The sequence below is a fragment of the Duganella zoogloeoides genome, assembly GCF_034479515.1.
GTDB lineage: Bacteria > Pseudomonadota > Gammaproteobacteria > Burkholderiales > Burkholderiaceae_D > Rugamonas > Rugamonas zoogloeoides.
Window position 1 is genome coordinate 3,493,610 of record NZ_CP140152.1, and the last position, 18,326, is coordinate 3,511,935.

Consider the following 18,326-nt stretch of genomic DNA (forward strand, 5'->3'; position numbering starts at 1 on the left):
TCCAGTCATATTCGTATTCTGTTCGTCGGCGGTTCAGGTTTGCCAGATGCGCGGCGTGACCGCTTCGCGCTCCAGCAATTGCGGGCGCACGCGGCGCCACACCGCCAGCATCAGGCGGCGCGCGGTCTCGCTGTCGTCGCCCAGGTGGCGCGCCACGAGCACGCCCCTGGTATGGGTAACGCCGAACACATGCCCACCGTTGACCACAGCGCCGGCCGAGCCGTGGGCCGCAGCGTTTGCCGCACCGTTGGCAGCAGTAACGGCCGCACCGTCCGCCGCAATGTCGGCGCGGATATCGGCCAGCAGCTGGTTCATCTGCGCCGCCGGCAGCGCCTTGCCCGCCGCGATCAGGGTGGCGCACACGGTGCGCCCGCCCAGCGCCAGCGGGCTGTCGAGCCGCCCGCCCAGCATGGCGCCCTGCTCCCACCACAGCAGCTTGCCCTCGCGCCGGATGGTGCTGCGCTGGGTAATGGTGCCGGTGTTGAACACTTCGCCCGAGCCGCGCCGGCCCATGCACAGGATCTCGCAGCCGATGTAGGTGGCCCCAGGCGCCAGCTCCACGTGCTGGTCGAGGATGACGTCGGCCGTGTCGAAGAAAATCGTCTCCTGCGGCAGCCATTCCAGCGCGGCGTGCTGGTTCACATGCAGGTGCACGGTCTGGCGCGAGCGCTTGCCGTTGGCCTGGTACCACTTGGCCGCGCCGGGCGTGGTAATGCAGGCATGGGCGTGGTCGCCCACGCCGATGTCGATGGCCAGCTGGTCGCCGCCCACCACGCCGCCCGGCGGATGGACCACGATGGCGTGGCAGACTTTTTCATCTTCCGGGTACAGCGCCTTTTGCACGCGCAGCGGGCCGTGGTGGCGGTTGTTGAACAGGCGCGTGGTGCCGCCGTCGTCCGCGAAACCGAGCGTGAGACCGGCCTGCCAGGCGGCGGCTTGGCGGGCAGTATGGTCGCTCGGTGAGGTGCAATCTGGCATGGCGCAATCGTTGATAAATAATGTCGTGTCGTATGCAAGCTGCGTGCCAGCCTGCCAAGATTATTCATAGCGGTTTTAGAAACATCACGCACCGTAAAGGTGCATTTGCACCAATGTAGCGCAATTCTCACGCCCGCAAATAAATGTTGACATCGAAATCGATTCCTATATCCTGACTAAATCGTTGCACTAAATCGATTTAGTAAGGCTCAGACCGGACAGATCGCCTCATTAGTGTATCGATGCAGTAGAGGCCCACTATAAAAACCACAACGGAGACAACCGATGGTCACAACACATTCCGGCAGCCAGCTGCCGCGCTATCCCAACATGAAGCCCATGGCTGCAGCCCTGGCGCTGCTGCAAATGTCGTCGCTGGCCCAGGCCCAGGAGGCCGCCCAGACCGGCGCACCGCAACTGGAACAGGTAATCGTCTCGGCCAACCGCCGCATCGAAAAGCTCGAAGACGTGCCGCAATCGATCTCGGTGCTGACCGGCGAAACGCTGGAGCGCAACAACGTGCGCGAGTTCGACGACATCGTCAACCTCTCCCCTGCCCTGACCATTTCCACCGGCACCCAGGTGGGCACCAACAGCATCAATATGCGCGGCATCGGCACCACGTCCAACAATATCGGCATCGAGGGCGACGTGGCCGTCATCGTCGACGACATGCCGTACGCCCAGGCGCAGCAGGCGTTCCGCGACCAGTCGGATGTCGCGCGGGTGGAAGTGCTCAAGGGTCCGCAAAGCACCATGTTCGGCAAGAGCGCGATTGCCGGCGCGGTCGTGATCACGACCAAGCCCATCGGCGCGGGGCCGATGAAGGGCAAGCTGTCGCTGTTTCGCAGCAGCGACGACGAATACCGCGTGCAGACGTCCGTGAGCGGGCGCATGTCCGACACCGTCGGTGTGCGGGTATTCGCCAGCAAGACCAATTTCCCGGGCCTGCTCTACAACCTCACCACCGACAGCATGCAGAACGGCTCCGGCGGCAAGACTTTCTTCGCCAAGGTGCAGTGGCAGGTCACGCCGGACCTCGACGTGCAGCTCGCGCCGCGCTACGACCACGCGCTGCGCACCGGGAACACCGCTGCCATCAACTCGATCGGGCCGGGCGTGGGCTACCTGTACAACAAGAACTACAAGGCGCTGTCGAACACCGAGGTGCTGCGCGGGATTAACGTCTCGCAGTTCAACACCACCATCCGCAACGACTCGCCCACCGGGCTGGAAGCGACCGATCGCGGCATCGGCGTGCGCGTGAACTACCTGTTCCCCGACAGTTCACCGATGGCCGGCCACGCGCTGACGTCGATCACGTCGGTGGACAACAACAAGTCCAACGACTTCCGCGACAACGACAATATCGACCTGGTGTCCACGTTCTACCAGCTCGACCACTTCGGCAAACCGTCGGGCATCAACGAGTCGCCCGAGATCAACGGCACCATGGACACCAAGATGACCAGCCAGGAGTTCCGCCTGACGTCGCCGGACAGCGGCAATTTCCGCTACCTGGCCGGCCTGTGGATCGCCCGCACCAGCATCGACCGCACCTACCGGCGCGGCAATCCGTTCGTCAAGGAGACCAGCTGGACCAACTACGAGACGTCGTCGTCGGTGCTCAACCGCGCGCTGTACTTCAACGGCAGCTGGGACTTCATCCCGAAACACACGTTCACCGGCGGCGTGCGGCTCACGCGCGAATCGAACGACTACATGTTCCACACCATCGACAGCCTGCTGTCGTCGGCGCCGAACAACGTGCACACGGGCGAGAACTACTACAACGCGCCCAAGCACCACGAGAACTACGTGACCGGCAAACTCGGTTACGGCTACAAGCTCACGCCCAACACCATGGTGTACGGCACCGCATCGACCGGCACCAAGGGCGTGGCATACGACATGACCAGCGGCGCCAACAACGTCAACGTGTTCAAGCGCCTGCCGCTGGCGCCCGAGGAAGCCACCAGCTACGAAGCCGGCTTCAAGGCCAACCTGTGGAACAACCGCGCCACGCTCAACCTGGCCGTGTTCAAGACCCGATTCCGCGACTATCAAACGTCGGCCACCGAGCGCTTCTCGGACGGCAGCCAGGCCAGCGTGTTGTACAGCATTCCGAAGATCCAGACCCAGGGTTTCGAGGCCGACGCCACTGCGCTGATCACGCGCGAATTCCTGTTGTCGGCCAACCTGGCCTTCACCCGCGCCACGGTGGTGAACTGGCGCCAGGGTCCGTGCTACAGCGGCGCCAAGGACTGCACCGTGCCGAACGAACTGGTGCCGGGCGCGTTCCTGCGCGACGCCAGCGGCGGCCTGATGCCCAACTCGCCCAAGTGGAAAACCAACCTGGGCGGCGAGTACACGCTGCCGATCAAAAGCTTCAAGACCGCGATCAACGCCAACGTGCGCGCGCAGTCCAAAGTGCAGGGCGCGATCAGCCAGGACCCGAGCCTGAAACGGCCCGGCCATGCTATCGTTGACCTGGGCGCCTCGATCGCCGGCCGCGGTGGAAAATACAAGCTGTCGGTCGGTGTAAAAAACCTGTTCGACCACCACTACTCGGTGGGCAACGGCGGCACCTTCCTGAACTTCAAGCAGACGTCGGGCCCCGACATTCGCTCGTATGGCTGGCAACCTGCGCGCGACGCATTCCGCTATTACACCGCCCGGCTGGACGTCAATTTCTGACCAGCCGCTTACCAGAATCAAGGACACCATGAGCGAACCTAAAATTCAGGATGTGGCACGCCTGGCGGGGGTTTCCCCGTCGAGCATCTCGAATTTCCTCAACAACCGCATGGGGCAAATGCGGCCGGATACGCAAGCGAAGATCCAGCAGGCCATCGAGCAGCTGGGCTACCGGCCCAACAACGCCGCCCGCCAGCTCAAAACCGGCGTGGCGTCGATGGTCGGCCTGCTGGTGCCGTCGCTGGCCAACCAGTTCTTCGGCGCGCTGGCTTGCGCGGTGGAGGCGGCGGCCGCCCGCCACCACTGCCACGTGATGACCTTCAGTACCTTCCGCGATCCCGAGCGCGAACGCGCCGTGATGGCCGACCTGCTGGCGTATGGCGTCAAGGGCATCATCACCGGCTCGGCCCTGAGCGACACCGAACATCTGGAAGCGGTGACGTCGCGCTGCCCGGTGGTGGCGTTCGACATCAAGCGCGGCGACGAATCGCACCAGCGCATCGCCACCGTCTCGATGGACAACGCCGCCGCCACCACGCTGGCGGTCGAACACCTGGCCATGCTGGGCCACCGCGCCGTGGCGCTGGTGACGCCGCCGCCGTACACCCTGAATCGCCAGGAACGCATACGCGGCTTCCAGCAGGCCGCGGCCGCCGCCGGTGTCAAGGGAGAGCTGATCATCGCCGACGCCACCGACGGCCCCACCGACCTGCACGGCGACACCCGGCTGTTCGAACTCGGGCGCAGCGCAGCGTCTCGCATCGTGACGTCGTCGGCACGGCCCACGGCGGCCATAGCGATCAACGACATGATGGCCATCGGCGTGGGCGTGGGCCTGAAACAGCTGGGACGGCGCATCCCGGCCGATATCTCGCTGATCGGCATTGACGATATTTTCTTCTGCGCCGCGCACGACCCGCCACTGACCACGCTGCGCCAGCCGATCCAGGCCATGGCCGACGCCGCGCTGCAACGCATCCTGACGCCGGACGAACCGGCCGACGGCGCGCTGTTCGCGCCGGAGCTGATCGTCCGGTCATCCACCGCCACACCCCCGCAATCCTGAACCACCAACAAATACGGAGACAAGCATGGAAACCAAACAAAGCACTGAACTGCAAGGCAAAAAAGCCCTCGTCATGGGCGGCGCCTCGGGCATCGGCAAGGCCACGTCGCTGGCCCTGGCAGCGGCCGGCGCCGACGTGGTGCTCACCTACTGGAGCAGCGCCGAAGAAGCCGAACAGGTGGTCACGCAAATCCGCTCCCTGGGCCGCCAGGCCCACGCCATCCGCGCCGACGTTGCCGACGCCGACGTGGCCGAGCAGGTGTTTGCCCAGGCGGAAAGCGCGATCGGCGAGATCGACACCCTGTTTGCCAACATCGGCGGCCTGATCCAGCGCTGCCGCGTGGTGGACATGCCGCTGTCGCTGTGGAACGAGTCGATGAACCTCAACCTCACCAGCACCTTTCTGATCTGCCAGGCCGCGCTCAAGCGCATGGAGCCGCGCAAAGGCGGCACCATCGTCACCATGTCGTCGCTGGCCGCCTTCGACGGCGGCGGCCCCGGTTCGGCGCACTACGCGTCGTCCAAGGCTGCCGTGGCCACCTTTACCCGCGCGCTGGCCAAGGAAGTCGGCCCGCTGGGCATCCGCGTCAACGGCGTGGCGCCGGGCCTGATCGCCACCCGCTTCCACGACACCTTCAACACGCCTGCCAACCGCGCCGCCATTGCCGACCGCACCCCGGCCAAGCGCGAAGGACAACCGGCCGACGTGGCCAACGTGGTGGTGTTCCTGGCGTCGGACCGCGCCGCCTTCCTTGCCGGTGAAATCATCCAGGTCAACGGCGGCCTCGCCCTCTATTAATCCGGGAATCCCCATGAATCCATCGATCACACGACGCCGTTTCCTGGGCGCCGCAGCCCTGGCTTTGCCCGTTTTTTCGTCAAGCAGCCTGCTGGCGCAGGACGCGCGCGAAGCGCTTGGCCCCAGGCAGGGCAAGGCCAAGGGCGGCCCGCACCCGCTGCAGGCACTGATGCAGGCCCACCCGGCGCCGCTGCGCACCGAACTGCGCGGCGTCCATCCCCGCGTCTTCATCACCAGCGCCGGCCTGGCCGACCTCAAACAACGGGCTGCCACCACCCACAAGGCCGAGTGGCAGCAGGCGCTGTCCGGCCTGGTGGCCATGAAGCAGGACCCGGCGCCCTCGCCCGCGCAAAAGCGCCGCGCCCAGAACACGGTGGCCATCGGCATCGCCGGCGCCGCTATGGCCTACCGCATCGAGGGCGACGAGCGTTACCTGGCCGCTGCCCGCAAGTACATGGAAGCGGCGGTCAGCTATCCGGTATGGGGTTACACCTACAGCAAACCGAACGTGGACCTGGCTGCCGGCCACCTGCTCTACGGCCTGGGCATGGGCTACGATCTGCTGTTCGACGTGCTGACCGAAGACGAGCGCAAACGCTACCGCGACAAGCTGGCGCACCAGGCGCGCCTGCTGGCTGCGCACTTCGCGCCCAAGCCGGGCAAGACTTTTTCGTATAGCCAGAACCACTGCTTCATCCCGATTGCCGGCCTGGCCATCGCTGCGTACGCGATCTGGGACGAAGTGCCGGAAGCTGCCGCCTGGGCCGCGCAGTCGCGGGCGATCTTCTCGCGCGTGCTGGACGTGGCCTCGCCCGACGGCTATTTTTACGAAGGCGTGGAGTACTGGGTGTTCTCGATGCCGTGGATTATCCACGCGCTCGACGCCTTTGCGCACGCGGCCGGCGACGATCTGTACGACCACCCGGCGCTGCGCAAGGCCCACCTGTACATGGCCCATTCGCTCACGCCCAACGGCCAGGACATCTTCGACTTCGGTGACGCCTTCGAGGGCCCGCTCACCCGCTCGCGCCATGGCGATGAGGCGGCGCGCACCCACCCGAACGGCAAGCTGCATTCCAATTACAACCTGATCTACCGCCTGGCCGCGCGCTTCAAGAGTGCGGAGGCGCAGGGCGTGGCGGACTGGATGAAATCCCTCGGCCACGTATGCGCGGAGGACTTCTGGACCCTGCAATGGCGCGACGCGACCATCAAGCCCGCGCCAATCACCGCGCTGGCGCCGCATCACCACTTCGACGACCTGGGCACCGTGTACTGGCGCAGCGACTGGACCGACCGGGCCACCGCGTTCGCCTTCCGCGCCGGCCCGCCCGAAGGCCACCACGCGGCCACGCTGTTCGACAAGCTGCCCGACTGGCACTTGTCGATGGGCCACTCGCACCCGGACGCGGGCAGTTTTATCCTGTACGCTAACGGCACGTATTTATCGGGGCCGATGGGCTACGCCGGCATCCCGCGCAGCAACCTCAGTAACACGGTGCTGATCGACGGCCAGGGCCAGGCCAACGAGGGCCACGGCCACGACGCCTTTGCCGACTACCCATATGCGCGGCTCGACAGCATTCGCCTCACCACCGTCAACCTGGCCGCCGACCGCGCCGAAATCGTGGCCGACCTCACCGGCGCGTTCCGGCAGGAGCTGGGCGTGGACAAGCTGGAGCGCCGTTTTACTTACGAAGGCGGCGCCTGGACCACGACCGACCGCATGCGCGCAGCGCGCCCCGTCGTGCTGACGGCGCAAGTACACGGCGATACGACGATTGCCGCCGGCGGCCAGCAGCGCTACGTGGTGGCCGGCAAGCCGGCTGCACTGCAAGTGGACATCAAGACCGCCGGCGCCAGGGCAGTGATCGAAAAAGGCGTGGTCACGGCGGCCGGCCCGCCCGGCAACGTCGACAAGGGACCGCGCGAGGAGCGCGGCTCGGTGCTGCGCATCTCGATGCCGGCCGCGCGCGAAACGTCGATCGTCACCACCATGAGGCCAGTCAATGGATAAACGCACACCCGATGTTGTGACCGTGGGCGAGGCGATGGCGCTGTTCATCGCCCGCGAAGCCAAACCGCTGGCAGAAGTGCGCGACTTCGAGCGCGCCACCGCCGGCGCCGAACTCAATGTATCGGTGGGCCTGTCGCGGCTCGGTTTCCGCGTGGACTACGTTTCCGCGCTGGGCGACGACAGCCTGGGCGCCAACCTGCTCGCCTTCATGGATGCCGAAGGCATCGACCGCAGCCACGTGCGCATCGATGCGGCGCACCCCACCGGCTTCATGCTCAAGGCAATGAACGATGATGGCAGCGACCCGCAGGTGGAATACTTCCGGCGCGGCTCGGCGGCCAGCCGGCTGTCGCCAGCCGACCTGCGCGAACCCGATCCGTGGCAGCAGGCGCGCCTGCTGCACCTGACCGGCATCTCGGCGGCGCTGTCGGACGGCTGCCGCGAACTGGTGTTCGCCATGGCGCGCCAAGCCCGCGCGGCCGGCCGGCTGGTGACGTTCGACCCCAACCTGCGGCCGCGCCTGTGGCCTTCCGAAGCCGCGATGATCGCCACCATCAACGATCTCGCCAGCCTTGCCGACGTGGTGATGCCAGGGCTGTCGGAGGGCCGCCTGCTGACGGGCCGCAAAGACGCTGCCGGCATCGCCGACTTTTACCTGGGGCGCGGCGCGCAACAGGTGGTGGTCAAGCTGGGACCGGACGGCGCGTACTACGCCGATGGCGGCAATCGCGGCACGGTACCCGGCCAGCCGGTGGCCAAGGTGGTCGATACGGTGGGCGCCGGCGACGGCTTCGCGGTCGGGGTGCTGAGCGCCCTGCTCGACGGCTTGCCGCTGCCGCAAGCGGCCGCGCGCGGCAACGCCATCGGCGCGCGCCAGGTGCAGTTCCGCGGCGACTGCGACGGCCTGCCCACGCGCGAACAGCTGGCGGACGCCATGGCGCCGCCAATGCCGTAAGCCACCATCGCCCATAAATAAACCATAAGGAGACAAGGGCATGACAACCAAAAAAGGGCTGCGCTGGCTGGTGATCACACTGGTCGCCGCCGCCACCATCATCAATTACATCGACCGTTCGGCGCTGGCGGTGATGTGGCCGGGCATTGCCGCCGAACTGGGTCTGGACAAGCGCGACTACGCCAACATCATCACGGTGTTTTTGATCGGTTACGCGATCGGCCAGTCGCTGTTCGGTAAAATTTTCGACGCGCTCGGCACCCGCATCGGCTTCCTGCTGTCGATCGTGGTGTGGTCGGTGTCGATCGGCCTGCATTTTGTCGCGCGCAGCGCATTGTCGTTCGCGCTGTTCCGCGCCCTGCTTGGCATCGGCGAGGCCGGCAACTGGCCCGGCGCCACCAAGGCCATCGCCGAATGGTTTCCGGTGCGCGAACGGGCGCTGGGCCAGGGCATTTTTGGCGCCGGCGCCTCGGTCGGTTCGATCATCGCGCCGCCGCTGGTCGCCTTCCTGTATGCGTACGTGGGCTGGAAAACCACGTTCATCCTGATCGGCGCGCTCGGTTTCATCTGGATCGTGCCGTGGCTGATCGTGTATAAATCCGGCCCGGACTCGCACCCGTGGATCACCGCCGACGAGCGCGCGTACATTCTCGGCGGGCAAAAAACCACGCAGACCGTCGCGGACGAATACGTGCCCACCATGGGCGAGATGCTGCGCCACCGCCAGAGCTGGGGCGTGATTGCTGCGCGCTTTTTCATCGATCCCGTGTGGTGGCTGTTCGTGGGCTGGCTGCCGCTGTACCTGAACGAGAAATTCGGCTTCGACGTCAAGCAGATTGGCCTGTTCGGCTGGGTGCCGTACGTGGGCGCCGGCATCGGAGCGCTGGCCGGCGGCTGGTTCTGCGGTCGCCTGTTGCAGCGCGGCTGGTCGGTCAACCGGGCCCGCAAATTCGTCATCGCGCTTGGCTTGATCGTGATGTTCCCTGCCCTGCTGCTCACCACCGTGGCTGCCACGCCGCTGGCCGCCGTGCTGTCGATTGCCGTGATCCTGTTCGGCTTCCAGGCGGCGATCACCAACATCCAGACCCTGCCCAGCGACTTCTTCTCCGGCCGCACCGTCGGCTCGCTGGCAGGCGTCAGTGGCACGGCCGCCGTGCTGGGCGTGATCGGCTGCATGCAGCTGGTGCCGGTGCTCACGGCCGGTGGCAACTATACGCTGTTCTTTGTCCTCGGCGCCGCACTGGTCCCGCTGGTGTACCTGTCGATCTGGCTCGGCGGCGCCGTGGAGCCCGTGCGTCCCCATGCCGTTCAAGTAAAGGAAAACCCATGATGTCGTTGACTTCCCGCGCACTGCTGCTGTCGCTGGCATTGCTTACCGCCCCCGCGCTGGCGCAAACCAATCCGCGTGAAAGCGCATCCATCGCGTCGCCCAAGCAGGACGATGGCAAGTTCCTCAAAAAGCACGAGATCAACCTGGCCCGCGCAAAAAGCGGCCCGGTGGGCCTGCTGTTCCTGGGCGACTCGATCACCGACAACTGGCGCAAGGCGCCCGAGATCTGGGACAAGTACTACGGCAAGTACCAGCCGGCCAATTTCGGCATCGGCGGCGACCGCACCCAGCACGTGATCTGGCGCATCGAGCACGGTGAACTCGACGGCATTGCGCCCAAGGTCACGGTGCTGATGATCGGCACCAACAACAGTCTCGATTACAGCGCGGCCGATATCGCGGCGGCCAACCGCAAGATCGTCGATATGGTGCGCGCCAAACTGCCGGGCACCAAAGTGCTGTTGCTGGGCGTGTTTCCGCGCGGCCCGCGCGACCGCTTCGGCGGCCCGGTCACGCCGGCCTTTGTCGCGGAAGCGGCCAGGCGCATGGAAACCATCCGCGCCGTCAACCAGGAACTGGCGCGGATGGATGACGGCAAGACGGTGCGCTTCCTCGATATCACCGGCGTGTTCCTGGACAAGGACGGCAAGATTCCGGATGCCGTCATGCCCGACCAGTTGCATCCGAACGCTGCCGGCTACCAGTTGTGGGCCGATGCGATGGCGCCGCTGCTCGACGAGATGATGGCCACGCCGTAAGTGCATTGTTGCGCGGCAGTCAAAACAGCTTTGTGCGTGCGCACCTTGGTGCGCACGGCTATCGCTCCCATACTTGATCCTTCAATCAAACGGGAGCACGGCATGAAAGTATTTGTCACAGGCGCGGGAGGTTTTATCGGCGGTTCGATCGCAGCGGGGCTGGTCAAGGCCGGCCACCAGGTGGTGGGCCTGGTGCGCAACCCGGACCAGGTGGCCGAAGTGGCAAAGATCGGCGTGACCGGCATCATCGGCACGCTGGCCGACCACGACCTGCTGGTGGCGCAAGCACGCGCGGCGGATGCCGTCATCAACGCCGCCAGCAGCGACAACCGCGCGGCGGTTGAAGCGATCATCGAAGGGCTGGCCGGATCGGGCAAGCCGTTCCTGCACACCAGTGGTTCGAGCATCGTCGGCGACGCCTCCGGCGGCCTGGGTACCGACAAGATCTACTACGAAGACCGGCTGCCGGAACCCACGGCAGACAAGGCCGCGCGCGTGGCGATCGACAACCTGGTGCTGGCCGCTGCCGGCCAGGGCGTGCGTTCAGCCGTACTGTGCAACACCCTGATCTACGGCCACGGCGCGCTGCCGCGCGACAGCGTGCAGCTGCCCCGCCTGCTCAAGCAGGCAAAAAAGAGCGGCATCGTGCGCCACGTCGGTGCGGGCCTGAACATCTGGTCCAACGTCCATATCGACGACGTGGTGGACCTGTACTTGCTGGCACTGGAAAAGAGCCCGGCAGGCGCATTCTATTTCGTGGAAAGCGGCGAGGCATCGTTCCGCGACATGAGCGCGGCGATTGCCAGGGCGCTGGGCCTGGGTGAACCGCAGGACTGGCCGCTCGACGAGGCAAAAGAGGAATGGGGCTACGAGATGGCGTCGTACGGCCTCGGTTCCAACAGCCGCGTGCGCGGTAAAAAGGCGCGCGAACTGCTGGGATGGCAGCCGCACGGGCCGTCGGTGATGGACTGGATTGCGAACGATATGCTGCGCTAGGCGGTATCGCTCGGCATCAGCCGTTGAAGATGGCATTGAGCCTGGCGCACCAGCGCTGGGCGGCTGCTTCGCCCTGCATCGGGAACGTGAAGATCGGGTTCTTGACGTCGGCTGTCTCCAGCACCAGCTTGAAGTTCTTTTTATATTCGGTGTGGGACGTGCCGGCCTGCGGCATCGGCGTGCCCGGCACGTTCATGTAGGGTAAGCCGGTGTTCGTCACTGGCATGCCGGCTGCATTCACGTTGGGCATGATGTGCACGTCCATCCGGGTGCCGGTACCCCAGTCGTAATACCACCTCAGCACGTGGCTGAAATCGAGGATGCGGTATTCGCCCGACACGCGGTCGCAGAACGCGAATTTGCGGTGACTTTGATCGAAAGCCAGGAACGCCGGACTCGGTGCACCCAGCATATTATCGGGGTCGAGCGCCAGCGATTCGGTGGCATTGATATGCCGGACGAAGGCCGCGTTCTTGCCGGCAATGCCGACCAGGGTCTTGATGGCGAAGTAGCAGATGCCGGCGGCAATCGCAAACGTCACGAACACGCCGAAGGTCCGGTACCCGTCCAGGAACACGAAAATCAGCAGCATCATCAGCGCGAACAACGCGGAGAAGCCGGCAATAGGGATGGCAAATGCGCCCAGCAGGGCGATGCCGATTGTTTTCGAGAGATTGCGTGCAGTGGACATGGTGACCTGAGACAGTGAATTGATTGAAATTAATGCAATGCATAAATAATAACATTCAAGTCACGCACCAGGCAAACGTGTTTGCCTTATTCCGGCACCAGCGAAAACACGTGCGCATCCACCGCCCGGCCATCGATGCACAGCCGGTTGCGCGCCACGCGCTCGTCAAACGCACCGCATTTCGCCGCCACCGCCAGGCTGGCAGTATTGCCGACCGCGACCACGATCTCCACCCGGTGCAAGCCCAAGGCGCCAAACGCATGCGCGGCCAGCGCCTGCACGCTGCGCGTCGCCACGCCCTGCCTCTGGCGCGACTGCCGCACCCAGTAACCGAGGTTGCAAAACCGGTGCAGCGGGCGGATGTCGTTGAGACCCGCGCCGCCGAGAAAATCGCCCGTTGGTTCGCAAAAAATGCCGAACTCGAACGCGGTGCCCGCCGCCTCGCTGGCGCGGCACATGGCAAACCACTCCAGCGCATCGGCAGCGGTGTAGTCGCTGGCGCACCACGCCATCCACGGCGATACCGAAGGCACCGATTCCACCACGGCAGCAGCAAAGGCGGCGGCGTCGGTATCGGCGAACGGGCGCAGCACGAGGCCGGAGAAATGGATGTGAGAGTCTGTCATGGTGGGCCCGGATCGGTCGGTGTTACCTGGCCGGCACCGGCATCGGCGTCGACGGCATCGGCAGCTTGCCGTTCTTCAGGCCGAACATCGACGGCCCCTTGCCGTTCAGCGTGAGCACGCCGTTTTTCAGCTCGATCACCGTGCGCACCTCGTCCTTGTCCACGACCGCGAAGCCGGACTGGCGGATATCGGCCATCACCTTGTCGGCCATGTTCTGCTCCAAGGCAGCCATTTGCGCCGGGTTGGCGGCCTGCTCGGCGGGCGGCCTCGATTTGACTGCCTTGACGGCGCTGGCCCGTGAAAATTCTTCGATGATCACCACCGGCACCCGCACTTCCAGCCGCACCGCGAGCTTTTTCACGATCGCCGGCAGCGAGTTCAATTCGGCGTCGGTGGCCTTGGCAAAATCGATGCGGCCCTTGATCGAGGCGACCTGGCCGCGCCAGGCGGCGCTGATGTCGTCGATGACCACGCTCACACCACCCTTGAGCAGCGCCACGCCCAGCTCCTTGAACTTGCGCAGCATTACCTGGGTTTGCGCCGCCGGGGCCAGTTGCTGCAACTGCGGCGAGCTGGCGAACCGGGTGAAATCGGCCATCACCTGGCCGTCCATGCCCAGCACCCGGGTGGCGACGTTGATACGTTCGACCTGGTGCTCGCCCGCGCCGGCCGAGCGTATCGACAAACCGTACGCCAGGTCCACGGTCTTGCCGCGCCGTTGCATGTCGGTCTTGAACCGCAAGTCCTCCATCAGCAGCTTGCCGGCGGTGCCGTCTTCGACAGCGATACGGGCCACGCTCATGTTGACGTCGCCGTACCACAGGCCATCGCTGGCACGCGCCTGACTGCCCGCCAGGCGCAGGTCGGACAGCTGCAGGCGGCTGGCGACGCCCACATTCAGCGACGCCATCTCGCCCGTGTAGTTTATCTGGTTGCCGGCCGCGCTGGTGTCGCCCTTGAGGATGATATCGCTCCACGCGGCATGGCCTTGCTTGTCGGTATGGCTGCCGGCCTTGAGCATGCTCTGGTAATGCTTTCGCCCACGGCTGTCGGGCAGGCGCTGCAGTGCGAACGGTTTGTCGGTACCGAAGATCGCTTGCAGGCGCGGCCGCAATTGAGGTGAAAACGAGAACTTGTCGTAAGCGGCGATGCGCTTGTTGATGTTCGGCTCCGTGGCGTCGAGCACGCTCACTTCCCTGGCTGCCTCGGTGTAGACCTGGACAATTTCGGAAGGAGGTTCAGCCTTGTCCGGCTGCTGCGCCTGCGCGCCGAGACTGAAGAACAAGCTTGATACGGCGAGCGCAACGGATTTTTTGTACACGGGGATGCCTATGAAAACGGATGAAGTCGGATTATTCAAAAGAACAATATTACTTCATCCGCCGTGGTCAAAAATGCGCCAATTGTCACCGCTGGCGTTAATCCAGGCTTGGGTACGGGCTCTTGCCGCCTTCCTTGATGAACAGGTCGATCCGCGCTTCCAGCACCGGCAGCGGCACCGACCCCAGTTGCAGCACGGTGTCGTGGAAATGGCGGATATCGAACTTTTCGCCGAGCGCGGCTTCCGCCTTGCGGCGCGCCTTGATGATGCTCATTTGGCCCAGGTAGTACGACAGCGCCTGCCCCGGCCACGAGATGTAGCGATCGACCTCGGTTTCGATCTCGTGGTCCGACAGCGCGGTATTGGCGCGCAGGTAGTCCTGCGCCTGCTTGCGGGTCCAGCCCTTGCTGTGGATGCCGGTATCGACCACCAGCCGCGAAGCGCGCCACGCCTGGTAACTGAGCATGCCAAAGGTTTCGTACGGCGTCTCGTAAATGCCCATCTCGGCGCCGAGACGTTCCGTGTACAGCGCCCAGCCCTCGCCATAGGCCGAGATGTACGCGTTGCGGAACGACGGCCGGCCTTTCTGCTCCATCGCGACCGGCATCTGGAACGCGTGGCCCGGCGCCGATTCGTGCAGCGTCAGCGCCGGCATGCTGTACAGCGCGCGCGATGGCAGGTTGTAGGTGTTTACCAGGTATATGCCCGGACCGCCGCGGCCCGACGTGTAGAACGGCGCCTGGTCGGGCGGCACCGGGATGATGGCGAAGCGGCGGCGCGGCAGGTAGCCGAAGTACTGGGCCACCTTGCCGTCGAATTTCTTGGCGACCCAGGCCGAGCGCATCAACAGCTCTTCCGGGGTCTTGGCGTAGAAGCGCGGATCGGTGCGCAGGAAGTGCAAAAAGGCCGGCAAATCTCCCTCGAAGCCGGTCTGCTTGATCACGTCCTGCATCTCGGCGCGGATCTTGGCCATTTCCGCCACGCCGATCTGGTGAATCTCGTCGGCGGTCAGATTGGTGGTGGTGAATTCGACGATCTTCGACTGGTAATACGCTTTGCCGTCGGGGAGATTCTCGGCAGCCAGGTCTTCGCGCGCCTTGGGGACGTACTCGTCGCGCATGAAAGCGAGCAGCTTGACGAACGACGGCTGCACCGCCGTGGCGATGGCTTTGACACCCTGCGCCCGCAATTCGTCCTGCAGGGCCGCCGGCAGGGTGGCCGGCATGGTTTTGAACGGCTCATAGTAGATGCTGTCCTGCGGCGTTTTCGCGTCTGCCACCGAGGAAATCGACGAATCACGCCCCACCAGCGTCACCTTGGGCGGGGTGAAGCCGCGCGCCAGCCCGGCGCGCATGTTGACGACTTCCTCGTCGAAGTAGCGCGGCACATCGTTCAACTGGCGGACGTAGGCGCGGTATTCCTTCTCGGTGGTCATCGGGCGGCGCGCGGAATAGGCCAGGTTGGACCAGAACGCGGTATCGGCGTTGAGCGGCTTTTCGTATTCGCGGAAGGCGATGTCCGCCACCAGCGCGGCAATCTGCGCCTTGTACACCTGGTAGTTGATATGCTCTTCACCGGACAGGCTGGCCGGGTTGATGCCGTCCAGCTTTTTCAGCACGCCCTGCCAGTAGGCCAGCCGTTTGGCCTGGGTGGCGGCGTCGATGCGCGGCAGCGCGGCGGTTACCCCATTGTCGTCATCTTCGTCGCTTTCCTGCTTCTGCGTCTGGCGCCACTTCAGTTCTTCGGTGTAGATGGCCTTGAAGCGGGCGTCGGCCGGTCCGGGCCTGGCGGCCGCCTGGGCGTTCATCGACAATACCAGGCAGGCGCCGGCAACCACGCCGGCAATGGTGCTGAACTCGATGGTGCTGAACTTCTTGTGCATAAGGCTCCTAGACGTCAAACAGATTGCGCCGCTCGCGCAGCAATTCGGTAAACTCGCCGGCGCTGACCGGGCGGCTGAAAAAGTATCCCTGCATTTCGTCGCAGCCGCGCTCGGTCAGGAACTGTACCTGTTCGCGCGTTTCCACGCCCTCCGCGATCACCTGCATATTGAGGTTGTGCGCCAGCGAGATGACCGACAGCGCGATCGCCGCATCGTTGGCGCTGGTGGTGACGTCGTCGACGAACGACTTGTCGATCTTGAGGGTGTCGATCGGGAAGCGTTTGAGGTAGCCGAGGCTCGAATAACCGGTGCCGAAGTCGTCGAGCGAGATCGACACGCCGATGTCCTTGAGCCGGTGCAGCGCGGCCACCGCCTTGTCCGGGTCGCCCATCACGGTACCCTCGGTGATCTCCAGGCCCAGGCACGACGGCGCAATGCCAAAGTGGCGCAGCGTGCTTTCCACGTAAGGCACGGTGGCGTCGTTGGCAAACTGGCCGGCGGCCAGGTTGACCGACACCTTGACCTCGCCCAGGCCCTGGTCCTGCCAGGCGCGGATTTGTGCGCACACGCTTTCCAGCACCCAGTCGCCGATCGAATTGACCAGGCCATATTCCTCGGCCAGGGGAATGAAGCGGTTCGGCGGCACCCGGCCCAGCACGGCGTTATTCCAGCGCAGCAGCGCCTCGGCGCCTGCCAGCCGGCCGCTGCGCAGGCACATTTGCGGCTGATAGTGGACTTCGAATTCGTCGCGGGCGATGGCGCCGCGCAGTTGGCTCTGGATCGCCAGCTTGTCGCGGATCTCGGCGTCCATCCGCTCGGTGAAGAAGGCGTAGTTATCGCGACCGGTTTCCTTGGCGCGGTACAGCGCGGTGTCGGCGCTGCGTATCAGTTCGTCGAAGCTGTCGCCATCGGTGAGGCTGACGGCGATGCCGATGCTGGCGGTGACCGTGATCTGCTGGCCGTCGATGACCAGCTCTTTGCGCAAGCCGGCCAGGATTTTCTGCGCCAGCGCCATGGTGGCGCCCAGCTGGCTGTCGTCCTGTACCACGATCTGGAATTCGTCGCCGCCCTGGCGGGTGACGATGTCGCCCTCGCGCACGCTGTCGGTGAGGAAGTGCGACACCACCTGCAATGCCTTGTCGCCTACCTCGTGCCCATAGGAGTCGTTGATGCTGCGGAAGCGGTCGAGGTCGAGGCACATCACGGCGACGCAGCGGCCGTCGCGGCGGGCGCCGGCCAGCGACTGCTCGAAGCGCTGGCGCGCCAGCAGGCGGTTGGGCAGCCCGGTCAGTGCGTCGTGGTGGGACAGGAAGTCGATCAGGTGCTGCTCGGCCTTGCGCTCGGTGATATCGAGGAACAGCGCCACGTGGTTGGTGACCTCTCCCGCCGCATTGCGCAAGGTGGAGGCGCTGAGCAGGCCGGGATAGGTTTCCCCATTCTTGCGCCGCGCCAGCAGCTCGCCCGACCAGTGGCCGCTCTTGGCCATGGCCTGCACCACCACGCCCAGGTTGGCGGCATCCTGTTCACCGGCATGCAGCATGGTCACATTGCGGCCCAATACTTCTTCCCGCGTATAGCCGGAAATTTGCGTAAAGGCGGGATTGGTGGCGACGATGCGCGCCTCGGGATCGGTGACGACGATGGCGTCGCGGGTAGCCTCGATCACCTGGCTCGACAGGCGCATGAATTCCTCGTTGGCGCGGCGCTGCTCGATCTCGCGCGCCAGTTCGGCCGTGCGCTCGGCCACCCGCTGTTCGAGCGTGGCGCGCTCCTGCGCCAGCGCGTGCTGGGCGCGGCCCAGGCGTACGTGGGCGTCGGTGCGGGCCAGGATTTCCTCGGCCTGGAACGGCTTGGCGATAAAGTCCACCGCGCCCAGGGCGAAGCCGCGTACCTTGTCGTCGGTGTCATGCTGGGCCGAGAGGAAAATCACCGGCACCTGGCGCAGTTCCGGCGATTCTTTCAGGCGCCGGCACACTTCGAAGCCGTCGATGCCGGGCATGCGGATGTCGAGCAGGATCAGTTCAGGCGGGCGCGATTGCGCGGTCCACAAGGCCAGTTCGCCATTGGGCGCCTGCCGCACGGAGTAACCGGCGTCGGTCAGCAGGTCGCTGAGGAGCTTGAGCGAGGCCGGCGTGTCTTCCACGATCAGCACTTCACCCTTGGTGTGTTGTTCCGATAAGTCCCGGTGCATGAATACTCTCTATCGCGCC

Annotated in this window: 14 protein-coding genes; 8 read left to right on the forward strand and 6 right to left on the reverse strand. The window is 65.0% G+C overall.

Going from position 1 to position 18,326, the window contains the following annotated elements; all coding sequences use genetic code 11:
- Positions 1-33 precede the first annotated feature (33 nt).
- Positions 34-978 (reverse strand): urease accessory protein UreD, encoded by a 945-nt coding sequence (locus SR858_RS15410; protein WP_019919890.1) that lies wholly within the window; start codon positions 976-978, stop codon positions 34-36.
- A gap of 285 nt (positions 979-1,263) precedes the next feature.
- On the opposite strand from SR858_RS15410, the gene SR858_RS15415 reads away from it, so the two are divergent.
- From SR858_RS15415 to SR858_RS15450, 8 genes are all read left to right on the forward strand, one after another.
- Positions 1,264-3,675: a TonB-dependent receptor gene (locus SR858_RS15415; RefSeq protein ID WP_019919891.1), complete on the forward strand. Its 2,412-nt coding sequence runs from the start codon at positions 1,264-1,266 to the stop codon at positions 3,673-3,675.
- A gap of 28 nt (positions 3,676-3,703) precedes the next feature.
- Positions 3,704-4,741 (forward strand): LacI family DNA-binding transcriptional regulator, encoded by a 1,038-nt coding sequence (locus tag SR858_RS15420; protein ID WP_019919892.1) that lies wholly within the window; start codon positions 3,704-3,706, stop codon positions 4,739-4,741.
- A gap of 25 nt (positions 4,742-4,766) precedes the next feature.
- On the forward strand, positions 4,767-5,540 hold the full coding sequence (locus SR858_RS15425; RefSeq protein WP_019919893.1) for an SDR family NAD(P)-dependent oxidoreductase: 774 nt from the start codon (positions 4,767-4,769) through the stop codon (positions 5,538-5,540).
- A gap of 13 nt (positions 5,541-5,553) precedes the next feature.
- Positions 5,554-7,557: a DUF4962 domain-containing protein gene (locus tag SR858_RS15430; protein ID WP_019919894.1), complete on the forward strand. Its 2,004-nt coding sequence runs from the start codon at positions 5,554-5,556 to the stop codon at positions 7,555-7,557.
- Positions 7,550-8,512 (forward strand): sugar kinase, encoded by a 963-nt coding sequence (locus SR858_RS15435; RefSeq protein WP_026636927.1) that lies wholly within the window; start codon positions 7,550-7,552, stop codon positions 8,510-8,512. Before SR858_RS15430 ends, SR858_RS15435 begins: the two co-directional genes overlap by 8 nt.
- A 40-nt stretch (positions 8,513-8,552) precedes the next feature.
- Positions 8,553-9,842 carry an MFS transporter gene (locus tag SR858_RS15440; protein WP_019919896.1) on the forward strand — a complete coding sequence of 430 codons (1,290 nt, stop codon included), beginning with the start codon at positions 8,553-8,555 and terminating at the stop codon, positions 9,840-9,842.
- A complete protein-coding gene (locus SR858_RS15445; RefSeq protein WP_019919897.1) occupies positions 9,839-10,600 on the forward strand; it encodes a GDSL-type esterase/lipase family protein in 762 nt (253 codons plus the stop codon). Before SR858_RS15440 ends, SR858_RS15445 begins: the two co-directional genes overlap by 4 nt.
- A 102-nt stretch (positions 10,601-10,702) precedes the next feature.
- Entirely contained in the window at positions 10,703-11,596 is an 894-nt protein-coding gene (locus tag SR858_RS15450; RefSeq protein WP_019919898.1) for an NAD-dependent epimerase/dehydratase family protein, read from the forward strand.
- Positions 11,597-11,612: 16 nt separating this feature from the next.
- On the opposite strand, the gene SR858_RS15455 is transcribed toward SR858_RS15450, so the two are convergent.
- The 5 genes from SR858_RS15455 to SR858_RS15475 form a co-directional block, all read right to left on the reverse strand.
- Positions 11,613-12,287: a hypothetical protein gene (locus tag SR858_RS15455; RefSeq protein WP_019919899.1), complete on the reverse strand. Its 675-nt coding sequence runs from the start codon at positions 12,285-12,287 to the stop codon at positions 11,613-11,615.
- Positions 12,288-12,373: 86 nt separating this feature from the next.
- A complete protein-coding gene (locus SR858_RS15460) occupies positions 12,374-12,913 on the reverse strand; it encodes a GNAT family N-acetyltransferase (RefSeq protein ID WP_026636929.1) in 540 nt (179 codons plus the stop codon).
- Positions 12,914-12,935: 22 nt separating this feature from the next.
- Positions 12,936-14,234 carry a DUF945 family protein gene (locus tag SR858_RS15465; protein ID WP_019919901.1) on the reverse strand — a complete coding sequence of 433 codons (1,299 nt, stop codon included), beginning with the start codon at positions 14,232-14,234 and terminating at the stop codon, positions 12,936-12,938.
- Between the two features lie 97 nt (positions 14,235-14,331).
- Positions 14,332-16,116: a DUF885 domain-containing protein gene (locus tag SR858_RS15470; protein WP_019919902.1), complete on the reverse strand. Its 1,785-nt coding sequence runs from the start codon at positions 16,114-16,116 to the stop codon at positions 14,332-14,334.
- Between the two features lie 7 nt (positions 16,117-16,123).
- Entirely contained in the window at positions 16,124-18,307 is a 2,184-nt protein-coding gene (locus SR858_RS15475) for an EAL domain-containing response regulator (protein ID WP_019919903.1), read from the reverse strand.
- Positions 18,308-18,326 lie beyond the last annotated feature (19 nt).